The sequence below is a fragment of the Williamsia sp. genome (genome assembly GCF_036566845.1).
Classification (GTDB): domain Bacteria; phylum Actinomycetota; class Actinomycetes; order Mycobacteriales; family Mycobacteriaceae; genus Williamsia.
Genome location: NZ_DATCVM010000018.1, coordinates 19,636 through 31,574 on the forward strand (window position 1 = coordinate 19,636; position 11,939 = coordinate 31,574).

Sequence of the window (11,939 nt, forward strand, 5' to 3'; positions counted from 1 at the left end):
ATGTGATCCAGATTACCTAAAATGCTTGACAAAGCAATACGTTCGGGCATAAAACAACATAACGCAACATTACAAACCAACGCTTGCCACATCGAGGCGGGCCGCATCGGAGGACCGGGATGTACCCAGAGGAAAGGCAGCAGGCGATGGCATCGGTCATCGCGCAGAAGGGTCGGATGGCGGTCGCCGACCTCGCCGAGCTGTACGCCGTGACCACCGAAACCGTTCGCCGCGACCTTGCCGCCCTCGACCGGCTCGGCCTCATCCGCCGGGTCCACGGCGGTGCGGTTCCCGCATCGGCCCTGACCGCCATCGAAGTGGGTACCACCGAGCGCGAACACAGTCACGCGGACGAGAAGGAACGCATCGGGAAAGCCGCCCTCGACCATCTCCCACCGGCCGGCGGCAGTGTGTTGATCGATGCCGGGACCACCACCGCACGGGTCGCCGCACATCTTCCCGCAGACCAGGACCTGGTTGTCATCACCAACTCGCTTCCGGTTGCCACGCGCGTCAGCGGCCTCGGCGGACTGCGCTTGCATCTGCTGGGCGGGCGCGTCCGCGGCATCACCCAGGCCGTCGTCGGCGACGACGCCCTACGCACACTGTCCACGATGCGCGTCGACGTCGCGGTTGTCGGAACCAACGGGATCAGCATGCGCCACGGGCTGTCCACGCCCGACAGCGACGAAGCCGCGATCAAGCGGGCCATGGTCGAATCCGCGCATCAGGTTGTGGTCGTCACGGACTCGTCGAAGGTCGGACGCGAGGATCTGATCAGCTTCGCCCCGATCGACCGGGTCGATGTGCTCATCACCGATTCCGATCTCTCCGACGACGCCCGCGCCGAGTTCGTCGACGCCGGCATCGACGTGGTGACGGCATGATCATCACGCTGACCGCCAATCCCAGCATCGACCGCACCGTCACGCTGGCCGAGCCACTCCGTCGTGGCGCCGTCCACCGCGCCACCACGGCGACCTCACATCCCGGTGGCAAAGGTGTCAACGTCGCCCGGGTGATCACCTCTGCCGGTGAGAACGCGGTGGCCGTACTCCCCGGCAACCCGAGCGAACCGCTGCTTCAGGCGCTGACCGAATCCGGCATCGCACACCACGCGATCATGCATCCCGGTGCCGCCCGGGTGAACCTCACAGTGACCGAGCCGGACGGGACCACCACCAAGATCAATGAGCCGGGTGCCGCGCTGCTCCCCGAGCAACTCGATGCCCTGGCCACCTCCCTCCGTGATCTCGCCGCGTCGGCCACGTGGGTTGTGTTGTCGGGCTCGCTGCCACCCGGTGTCCCCGACCGCTGGTACGCCGAGCTCGTCGCCAGGCTCCGGACCGGACCCGCCAAGATCGCCGTCGACACCTCGGACGGCCCACTTCGCGCGCTGGCGTCCGAATTCGATACTGCCGCACCAGATCTGATCAAACCGAATGCCGAGGAGCTGGGTCAGCTCACCGATACTGACGGCATCGAACTCGAGCGCGCCGCCGAACGGGGCGATCCCTACCCCACCGCTCGCGCGGCCCGCTCGCTGATCGAGCGCGGTGGGCCACAGACCGTGCTCGCCACCCTCGGCGCCGCGGGCGCAGTGCTGGTCACACCGACCGGCGCCTGGCACGCCACCACACCTCCGATCGCGCCGCGGAGCACAGTCGGTGCCGGCGATTCGTCGCTGGCCGGATATCTACTCGCTGATCTGGAAAACGCCGGACCAGCTGACCGCCTAGCAATGGCGGTCGCGTACGGAAGTGCGGCCGCCGCCTTACCCGGCACGGCACTACCGAGTCCTCATCACACCAACCCGAGCGCCGTGACCGTCACCGCGCTGACCTCGGTCCTCGGTAGCTCCTGATGGCCACACCAGATCCGCGCATCGCTTCACACGCCGAGCGCGCAGCTCGAAATCCTGACCTTGAATCACGATATAAGGAATCCGTCATGTCCAACCCGACGATCCACACCGGCCCGGTTCCGGCGATCATCACCCCGGAATTGATCACGCTCGATGCCGGGCTCGGCACCACCAAAGAGGCGGTCATCGAGGCGCTGGCCCAGCAGCTCGCTGCCGCCGGACGCACCACCGACGTCAACAGCCTGCGCGACGCCGCCCTGGCCCGCGAATCGCAGTCCGCCACCGGACTTCCCGGGGGGATCGCGATCCCGCACTGCCGGGATGAGTCCATCGTCGCGGCCTCCCTCGGATTCGCCCGGCTCGACCCGAAGGTCGACTTCGGCGCTCCCGACGGTCCCGCCGACCTCGTGTTCCTGATCGCCGCACCCGCCGGCGCCGGAGCCGAGCACATGAAACTGCTCTCTTCGCTGGCCCGCGCTCTGGTGAAGCCGGAGTTCGTGTCGGCGCTGCGCAACGCACCCGGTCCGGACGACGTGGTCGGGCTCGTCGAAGATGTCCTTCACCCGGCACCGGCGACCACACCAGCGACCCCGGCCGCCACCACGCCGCCGGCCGCGGACAAGGTCAGCACCGCGAAAGCGCCCTCCGAACCTGTCGGCGACGCCGGCCCGTCGGGCGCCGAGCAGACCATCGTGGCGATCACCGCCTGCCCCACCGGCATCGCACACACGTACATGGCCGCCGATTCGCTGGTGGCAGCCGGTGAGCGCGCCGGAGTGAAAGTCCATGTCGAGACCCAGGGTTCGTCGGGGAGTACTCCCCTGTCGCCGGACGTCATCGCGGGCGCGAGTGCGGTGATCTTCGCAACCGATGTCGGAGTCAAGGGCAAAGAACGTTTTGCCGGTAAGCCCGTTGTCGCGTCCGGCGTCAAGCGCGCCATCAACGAGCCCGACACGATGATCGCCGAAGCGCGGCGCGCGGGTCTCGATCCGAACGCCGCCAGGGTCGCCGGTTCCGCGGCGTCCGATGCCGAACAGACCGGCGGTGGCGACGTCGGCTGGGGTACCCGATTGCGGCAGATCCTCCTGACCGGCGTCAGCTACATGATCCCGTTCGTCGCCGCCGGCGGCCTGCTCATCGCGCTCGGATTCCTGTTCGCGGGCTACGAGATCACCGAGACCGCGTCAGACATCACCCTCGACAACTCGTTGACGTCGCTGCCCGACGGCGGACTCATGACCTACCTCGGCGCCGTGCTGTTCCAGCTCGGTTCGCTGGCCTTCAGCTTCCTGGTACCGGCACTCGCGGGCTACATAGCCTTCGCCATCGCCGACCGCCCGGGCCTGGCGCCCGGTTTCACCGCGGGTGCGGTGGCCGTCTTCGTCGGAGCCGGATTCATCGGTGGCCTCGTCGGTGGTCTGATCGCCGGGTTCGCCGCCCTCTACATCGGCCGGATCGGCGTCCCTCAGTGGGCGCGGGGCCTCATGCCGGTGGTGATCATCCCGCTGTTCGCCTCGCTCGTGGTCGGCCTGCTGATGTTCATCGTGCTCGGGAAGCCTCTGGCCGCGATCACCGATGGCCTGACCGATTGGCTGAACGGATTGTCGGGCTCGTCGGCAGTGCTGCTCGGGATCATCCTCGGCCTGATGATGTGCTTCGACCTCGGCGGTCCGGTCAACAAGGCCGCGTACGCCTTCGCGGTCGCCGGCCTCTCGGTCACCGACAACGCGTCGCTGCAGATCATGGCCGCGGTCATGGCGGCCGGCATGGTGCCGCCCCTGGCGATGGCCCTGGCCTCGACCGTCCGACCCGGACTCTTCACACCCGCCGAACGCGAGAACGGCAAGGCGGCGTGGCTGCTGGGCGCCTCGTTCATCTCCGAAGGAGCTATCCCGTTCGCGGCGGCAGACCCGTTCCGCGTGATTCCATCGATGATGGCGGGCGGCGCCGTGACGGGCGGTCTGATCATGGCGTTCGGCGTGACGCTGAGCGCGCCGCACGGCGGCATCTTCGTCTCGTTCGCCATCGGCGGACTCCTGTGGTTCTTCGTCGCCCTGGCAGCGGGAACCATCGTCTCGGCGCTGTGCGTTGTCGCAGCCAAGCAGTTCATCCGCCCCCGCAAGGTGGCCGATGCGCAGGCACCGGTCCTCACCGCCGCCTGATCAGCACCACAGATCTCAGCATCACCCACGCTCGACAACCTCAACATCGAAACGATCAAAGGAGAAAGTCATGCCCAGTACCACCGTTGCCGTCGGATCGTCCATCGGCCTTCACGCCCGCCCCGCGGCCACCATCGCCGAAGCCGTCTCCGCCGCCGGGGTCCCGGTCACCCTCGCCGTGGCCGGCGGTGAGCCTGTCGACGCCGGTTCGGCCCTGCTGATCATGACGCTTGGCGCCACGGCCGGCACCGAGGTCATCGTCACCAGCGACGATCCGGGAACACTCGACAAGGTCGCGGGGCTCGTGGCCTCGGATCTCGACGCCTGAACGACGACGCAAGGCCTGATAGCAGGCCACATCCTCGTGGTGACGCGGTGGGCCGGGAAGCTTTATCCGGCCCACCGCGTTATTCTTTGGCACCATTTTTATGTGCGCGCCAGACGCGGCCAGAATCTCTTTGTCCCGAGTTTTGTGCGCGCACGGGCGCAGCCGGATCCCCCGTTCCACAAGCTGCTGCAGTACACCGAGGAGGACTGTGTTCGAGGCCGAACAACACCATCTGGATCGCGTATACGGTCGGCTCGACCGGATGCGCCGCAACACTCAGACGCGGCTGGCGTCTGCGCTGCGCAACACCGGTGGCACCCCGCAGGCCCGTTCCGAACGCGAATCCTATGAACGTCTGTACAACGACGATCTGACCAAGTTCGACGCCGCTGAGCACAATCTCTATTTCGGCCGCCTCGACCTCGACAGCGGCGAGATCCGCCGGATCGGTCGCATCGGCATCCTCGATGACGACGATCAGGACACCACGCTCCTGCTCGATTGGCGGGCACCGCTCAGTCGCCCGTTCTACCTCGCGACCCCCGCATCGCCGGAAGACGTGCAGACGCGAAGTCACGTCCGCACCCGGAACCGCACGATCACCGCAATCAACGAAGAGCGGCTCGATGTCACCGAGATCGCCGACACCGGCGACACCGGCCACGGCGATGTGGTCAACGAAACTGCGTTGATCACCGCCCTCAACGCCGCCCGCACCGGGCACATGAACGACATCGTCGAAACCATTCAGCGCGAGCAGGACGTCATCATCCGGTCGCCGCACCGCGGCGTGCTGGTGGTCCAGGGCGGACCGGGCACCGGCAAGACGGCGGTCGCGCTCCACCGTGCCGCCTACCTGCTGTACACCTATCGCGAAACCCTCGCGCGCAGTGGCGTTCTCATCATCGGCCCCAACACCACATTCCTGAAGTACATCGGACAGGTGCTGCCGTCACTCGGCGAGAGCGGCGTCCTGCTGTCGACGATCGGCGATCTCTACCCGGGCGTGCACGCCACCCTCACCGACAATCCCGTCGCGTCCACTCGCAAGGGCGATCTGGCCATCGTCGACGTTCTGAAGCAGGCGGTCCGGGATCGCCAGGAACTGCCGTCGTCGCCGATCATCCTGAAGTTCGAGGGATATGAGGTCGCGATCACCAGCAAGGTGATCCAGCGCGCCCGCGGTCGGGCCCGGTCATCGCGACGACCGCACAACCACGCCCGGTCGGTGTTCCTGCGCTCGGCGTTCGACGCGCTGGCTCAGCAACACGCCGAACGGATCGGATCGAGCCTGATCGACGGTTCCCAATTGATGAGCGGCGCCGACATCGCGGACATCCGCGACGAGATGCGAGAAGACCCGGACATCAATGCCGCACTGGCACATTTCTGGCCGCAACTGTCGCCCCAGGTGGTGCTTGCGGACCTGCTCACGTCGGCGGACCGGATCAAGTCCGCGACACCCGGCTGGCCACAAGCCGACCGGGACGCACTCCTGCGCACCTCGCGTGGCGGTTTCAGCGCCGCGGATGCACCCCTCCTCGACGAACTGGCCGAGATCATCGGCATCGACAACGACGGGGACGAAGAGCGCGAACGCGCCCAGTGGCGTCAAAAACTGTCAGATGCGCAGGATGCGCTCGACATCCTGACCGGATCGGCACCTCAAGACCTCGAAGACGAACTCGATCCGGAGATCCTGATGGCGTACGACCTGATCGACGCCGAACAACTCGCGGCCCGCCAGACCAACCGAGTGGCACTGACCACAGCGGAACGTGCACACAACGACCGCACCTGGACGTTCGGCCACGTGATCGTCGACGAGGCCCAGGAGTTGTCGGCGATGGCCTGGCGAATGATCATGCGCCGCATCCCGAATCGCTGGATGACCGTCATCGGCGACACCGCGCAGACCGGAGATCCGGCCGGGACGAACTCATGGGGCGAGGTACTCACGCCGTATGTGGCGCAACGGTGGCGCAAGTTCGACCTGACGGTCAACTACCGCACACCCAGCGAGATCATGGCGGTCGCGGCCCCGATCCTCGAACAGATCGACAGCGAGATGTCGGCGCCCACCTCGATCCGATCGAGTGGCCGTCCGCCGGTGTTCGAGCAGACATCGGCCGACGAGATCGGTTCGGTGGCGGCCAGACTCGCTGCCGAGCCGCTCGACGGGATTGCCGCGATCATCGCCCCGGATGAGCTGGTCGACGAAATTCGCTACGCCACAGAGAATCGCGGTGGCGGAATCGAACTCTCGGTCCTCACGGTGGCGCAGTGCAAGGGCCTGGAGTTCAACCGCACCATCGTGATCGAACCGTCGATGATCGTGCGGCAGTCAGCACGCGGATGGGGCGATCTCTATGTCGCGCTCACCCGGGCAACCCAGCAGCTGGCGGTTGTGCACAGCGCCGAGTTGCCCCTGCCTCTACGTCAGGCCGCTCAGACGGTGTGAACGATCAGGACGTCCGACCGCGACTTGCGGGCGACGTCCGCCGGGACCGAACCCAGCAACCGGCCGGCGATCGAGTTGAGTCCCTTGTTGCCCACCACCAACAGATCGGCCTTGCTGTCTGCGACGAGGTTCAGCAATGCGTCAACCGGCGCACCGACGACGGGCCGGGTGGAGATGTTGACGCCACCGGCGGCCGCGGCGCGTTCCTTGGCGGTTCTGAGGATCTCTTCGGTGGGTGCGGACCCGTGAACCTGGTAGCCCTCGTCCTTGAGCACATCTGATGCCGCCGACACGTCCTTGTCATCGGTCGGGAAGTATGCGCACGCGATGATCAACTGTGCCGAGTCCCCACTGATCGCCCCCGCTCGTTCCACGGCCTTCATCGACGATTCAGATCCATCGGTTCCCACTACGACGGTCTGGTATGCGCTCATTCATTCCTCCAATAAACGTGCTTGCATATGGTCACGCCCCGCGGCGTTGCCTTCCGAGAGGGTATATCGCTCCGCGGGTTCAAGAATCAGGTATCAGCGGAAGCGCACACCGCAACGCCCGCTGACCTGCGGGTAATTCTTACTGTCACTCGCGTCACAGGTAAGTTGAATCAAGAGATCCCGGCTGCGTCCATCCCGCGCAGCTCTTTCTTCAGATCGGCTATCTCATCGCGCAGGCGACCTGCGAGTTCGAACTGGAGATCGCGGGCAGCGTTCATCATCTGATCGGTCAGCGCGCCGATGAGGTCGGCCAGTTCGGCACGTGGCATCGCCGACACGTCCCGGCCCTCGAGAACACCCGATGACGTCGACGACCGGCCCGGTTCGCCCTGCGCCCGCCGGCCACGACTCGCATTGCGACCCGAACCACCCACGGCGACAGCGTCTTCGGCCTCTTCGTAGACCTGATCGAGGATGTCGGCGATCTTCTTGCGTAGCGGCTTCGGATCGACACCCATCTTCTTGTTGTAGGCGACCTGCTTCTCGCGACGGCGGTCGGTCTCCTCGATCGCATTGCGCATCGAGTCGGTGATCTTGTCGGCGTACATGTGCACTTCACCCGAAACGTTTCGGGCCGCACGGCCGATCGTCTGGATCAGGCTGGTGGTACTCCGCAGGAACCCTTCTTTGTCTGCGTCGAGGATCGCGACCAGCGAAACCTCGGGCAGGTCCAAACCCTCACGGAGAAGGTTGATTCCGACGAGTACGTCGTAGTCACCGAGCCGGAGCTGACGGAGGAGTTCGACGCGCCGCAAGGTATCGACCTCCGAGTGCAGATAGCGCACCCGGATACCCATCTCGAGCAGGTAGTCGGTGAGGTCTTCCGACATCTTCTTGGTCAGTGTGGTGACCAGGACCCGCTCGTCCTTTTCGGTGCGTTCCCGGATCTCGTGGATCAGGTCGTCGATCTGGCCCTTGGTCGGTTTGACGACCACCTGCGGGTCGACGAGTCCGGTCGGCCGGATCACCTGCTCGACGAACTCGCCGTTCGACTGTCCCAGCTCATACGGGCCCGGCGTGGCCGACAGGTACACCGTCTGCCCGATACGGTCGGTGAACTCACTCCAGGTCAGCGGCCGGTTGTCGACCGCCGATGGCAACCGAAAGCCGAAGTCGACCAGATTGCGTTTGCGCGACATGTCGCCCTCATACATGGCACCGATCTGCGGGACCGTGACATGCGACTCGTCGATCACCAGCAGGAAGTCTTCCGGGAAGTAGTCGATGAGCGTGGCCGGCGCACTGCCTGCGCCGCGGCCGTCTATGTGACGTGAGTAATTCTCGATGCCCGAACAGAAGCCGACCTGCCGCATCATCTCGACGTCGTAGTTGGTTCGCATCCGCAGCCGCTGCGCTTCGAGCAGCTTGCCCTTGCCCTCCAGTTCGGCGAGACGTTCTTCGAGTTCGGCCTCGATCGACCCGATCGCCCGCTCCATGCGTTCGGGCCCTGCGACGTAGTGCGTGGCCGGGAAGATCCGCAGCCCTTCGACCTGACGGATCACGTCACCGGTCAGCGGATGCAGGTAGTACAGCGCTTCGATCTCGTCGCCGAAGAACTCGATTCGGATCGCCAGCTCCTCGTACGAGGGGATGATCTCGACGGTGTCACCCCGCACGCGGAAACTGCCGCGGGTGAAGCTGACGTCGTTGCGGCTGTACTGGACATCGACCAGCAGCCGCAGCAGGGCGTCGCGGTCGACCTCTTGCCCGACCTCGAGCTGCACCGAACGATCGAGGTACGACTGCGGCGTGCCGAGGCCGTAGATGCACGACACCGACGCCACCACGACCACGTCGCGACGTGACAGCAGGTTGAACGTCGCCGAGTGGCGCAACCTCTCGACGTCGTCATTGATCGACGAGTCCTTCTCGATGTAGGTGTCTGTCTGTGCGATGTACGCCTCGGGCTGGTAGTAGTCGTAGTACGAGACGAAGTACTCAACGGCGTTGTTGGGCAACATGTCCCGGAGCTCGTTGGCGAGCTGGGCGGCAAGCGTCTTGTTCGGTGCCATCACCAGCGTCGGCCGTTGGACCTTCTCGATCAGCCAGGCAGTGGTGGCCGACTTACCGGTACCGGTGGCACCGAGCAGGACGATGTCTTTCTCACCGTCGGACAGTCTCTTCTGCAGTTCTTTGATCGCCGTCGGCTGATCGCCCGCCGGCTTGTGATCACTGACCACTTCGAATGTGGCCTCGGTACGTTCGATCTCTCCGACCGGGCGAAATTCCGAATGCGCAATGATCGGATGTTCTGCTGCAAACGCCATGGGGCCAGAGTAATCGCGACCTCTGACACGGCGCGTACGCCGACAGTGAACACCCGAGTGGGTTAGGTTGTCGCGATGGCTGCGCCGCACCCTCCCAAACACGAGATCTTCGACGTCCCCGGACGCACCAACACCGATCCCAAGGGGTTCATCCGCGACGTCGAGGTCTACAGGACCACCGACTTCGGCCTGTACATGGACCGGCCCGCCGATCATCGACAGTTCAGCCGGCTGCAGTCCTGGCTACTCCCCGACCTCGGGCTCCGGGCCAGCATCTTCCATTTCCGTCCCGGACACGAGCGCGACCAGCGCCTCTACCTCGATGTCGGTGTGTTCACCGGCCCCGACGCGGACGGTTGTTGGCATTCGGAGGACTGGTATCTCGATCTGATCGATCGTCCGGGCCACCTCGAACTCGAGGATGTCGACGAATTGTTCGACGCCCACGCTGCCGGGTTGATCCCCCGCGAGAACGCCGAGGCCGCGGTCCACATCGCGACCCGCACGATGACCGGGGCGGCCGCGCACGGCAACGACGTCGAGGCCTGGCTTGCCTCAGAAGGCGCCGAACTCACCTGGCCTCCCCGATAATGTGGCGTTTTGGCGAACAAAACCGCAGGTGAGCACCACCAAAACACCACACTATCGGGGTGTGGTGGGGGGCTGGGATCAGATCAGGGTGATGGTGACTGCCCGACCGGGGTCGGCGTTGGCGTGCACACCCGGACTCAGAACCGGGAATCCGCCGTCCGAGAGCGGATCGACCAGATCCGCTGCAGACGCCCCGTCGGCCAGGGCGACGTCGAGTTCGATGACGTCGACCGACGCTGACCCGACCTCGGCCGTGCGTCCCACGTGCTTGATGTCGGCAATCTTGTCGCCGCCGAGCACGCGCAACCGATTCGTCAGACGGGTCGCATCAACCGGCCATTCCTCCCGGTAGGCCACTTCGGCACCCGGTTGCGGCGCGCAGACCCGGGTGCGGACCCCCCGCTCGTACGGAACGAGCCGCTCGTCCCACAGCGCGGCCGCCAGCGCCGCGAGGTCGTCGGGGGTGCCGCTGTTGTCGAGCCACACATCCGCGACCGCGCGCCGGTCCTCGACACTCGCCTGGGCCCGGATCCGCGCCCGGGCGTCGTCCTCCGGCATACCGCGCTGGCCGGTCAGCCGAGCCAGCCGGACGTCTTCGTCGGCGTGCACGATGACCACCAGATGGAAGAACGGCGCGGTCCGGTTCTCCACCAGCAGCGGGATGTCCTGGAGCACGATCGCGTCGTCGGGCGCCGCGTCGAGCAGTTCGGCGGCGCGCGCACCGACCAGCGGGTGCGTGATGCCGTTGAGCTTGGTTCGCTGCTCGTCATCGACAAAAGCCTTGGCGGCCAGTGCTGCCCGGTCGAGGGCGCCGTCCGGAAGCAGGATGTCCGCTCCGAACGCGTCGACCAGCCGGGCGAGACCGTCACTGCCCGGTGCCACCACTTCCCGGGCGATGACGTCCGCGTCGATGAGATACGCACCGCGCTCGGTCAGTGTGCGTGCCACCGTGGATTTTCCGGCGCCGATACCGCCGGTCAGGCCTACTCGAATCACCGACCCAGTCTTGCAGATGGTCAGCCGGTGACGCCGGTCAGCTCGTTGGGTGCCGCACTGAATGTGCTTTCGGCGGTGATGTCACCGGTACCGAGATCCACTGCCAGGATCTTGTTGTTCGCCGGATCGGTGACGTACGCGGTCGAGTCCATGACAAAGATCGTCGGCCGCGGGTCCTGCCACTCGGTCGGTTCGGTCCAATCCGCGACTGCTTCGATGCGTTTGATCTCGGTGCCCGAGGCCGGGTCGATCACGTGGATGTCGCCATCGGTGCCGAGGACGAGCGCTTCACCCTGCGGTCCGCGCGCCAGCGACCGGAAGCTGTAGCTGGTTCCCAGATCGACGAGCCTGAGTTCGCCTGTCCCGGTGTTGGTCAGGCTGATCCTGGTCGGGCGTTCGAGCTCGGCGTCCTTGTCAACCTTGTAATCACCGAGAACGACCGGGGATACCTCTGAGCCGGCCTGATTTCCGATCCGGCCGTAGGGGTCGGGGCTGGTGACCTTCCGAATCTCGTTGCCCTGCACGATGAGAATGCCGTCCTGGCAACCGAACGACAGTGTGCCCTCTGCGGCGATCGCCTCGCCGTGGACACCGGGGCATTGATCATTGCTCGCCACCACGGCATTGTCCGGTCCGAGGATCGCGATGCCGGTGCGCGCCTCTTCGGTTCCGACGGTGGTCACGAGACTGCCGTCGGCGCGTGCGACCGCGACACCGTGGTGCGGCGGCACTTGATGTTTCACAGATTCCGCTTTGCCGCGGGACAATTCGGCGGG

At 65.7% G+C, this 11,939-nt stretch carries 9 protein-coding genes and 1 pseudogene; 6 read left to right on the forward strand and 4 right to left on the reverse strand.

Going from position 1 to position 11,939, the window contains the following annotated elements:
* Window positions 1-119 precede the first annotated feature (119 nt).
* From VIQ49_RS00925 to VIQ49_RS00945, 5 genes are all read left to right on the forward strand, one after another.
* The gene (locus VIQ49_RS00925) at window positions 120-887 is read left to right on the forward strand and encodes a DeoR/GlpR family DNA-binding transcription regulator (RefSeq protein WP_331879955.1); all 768 of its coding nucleotides are present in this window, start codon (window positions 120-122) and stop codon (window positions 885-887) included.
* Window positions 884-1,864: a 1-phosphofructokinase family hexose kinase gene (locus VIQ49_RS00930; RefSeq protein ID WP_331879956.1), complete on the forward strand. Its 981-nt coding sequence runs from the start codon at window positions 884-886 to the stop codon at window positions 1,862-1,864. Before VIQ49_RS00925 ends, VIQ49_RS00930 begins: the two co-directional genes overlap by 4 nt.
* Before the next feature lie 86 nt (window positions 1,865-1,950).
* Entirely contained in the window at window positions 1,951-4,026 is a 2,076-nt protein-coding gene (locus VIQ49_RS00935) for a fructose-specific PTS transporter subunit EIIC (protein WP_331879958.1), read from the forward strand.
* Window positions 4,027-4,096: 70 nt separating this feature from the next.
* Window positions 4,097-4,354 (forward strand): HPr family phosphocarrier protein, encoded by a 258-nt coding sequence (locus VIQ49_RS00940; RefSeq protein WP_331879959.1) that lies wholly within the window; start codon window positions 4,097-4,099, stop codon window positions 4,352-4,354.
* Between the two features lie 262 nt (window positions 4,355-4,616).
* Entirely contained in the window at window positions 4,617-6,815 is a 2,199-nt protein-coding gene (locus VIQ49_RS00945; protein ID WP_331879967.1) for an ATP-binding domain-containing protein, read from the forward strand.
* On the opposite strand, the gene VIQ49_RS00950 is transcribed toward VIQ49_RS00945, so the two are convergent.
* Both VIQ49_RS00950 and uvrB read right to left on the reverse strand, forming a co-directional pair.
* Window positions 6,803-7,249, reverse strand: a complete 447-nt coding sequence (locus VIQ49_RS00950) for a universal stress protein (RefSeq protein WP_331879960.1) — start codon at window positions 7,247-7,249, stop codon at window positions 6,803-6,805. The genes VIQ49_RS00945 and VIQ49_RS00950 overlap by 13 nt on opposite strands.
* Window positions 7,250-7,419: 170 nt before the next feature.
* On the reverse strand, window positions 7,420-9,576 hold the full coding sequence (gene uvrB, locus VIQ49_RS00955) for an excinuclease ABC subunit UvrB (RefSeq protein ID WP_331879961.1): 2,157 nt from the start codon (window positions 9,574-9,576) through the stop codon (window positions 7,420-7,422).
* 75 nt (window positions 9,577-9,651) lie between these two features.
* On the opposite strand from uvrB, the gene VIQ49_RS00960 reads away from it, so the two are divergent.
* Complete coding sequence (locus VIQ49_RS00960) at window positions 9,652-10,167, forward strand: DUF402 domain-containing protein (protein ID WP_331879962.1); 516 nt, start codon at window positions 9,652-9,654, stop codon at window positions 10,165-10,167.
* A gap of 78 nt (window positions 10,168-10,245) precedes the next feature.
* Here the strand turns inward: VIQ49_RS00960 and coaE are convergent, their stop codons facing one another.
* Both coaE and VIQ49_RS00970 read right to left on the reverse strand, forming a co-directional pair.
* A complete protein-coding gene (gene coaE, locus VIQ49_RS00965; protein WP_331879963.1) occupies window positions 10,246-11,163 on the reverse strand; it encodes a dephospho-CoA kinase in 918 nt (305 codons plus the stop codon).
* Window positions 11,164-11,183: 20 nt separating this feature from the next.
* A pseudogene (locus VIQ49_RS00970) lies at window positions 11,184-11,939 on the reverse strand (hypothetical protein); the annotation flags it as partial.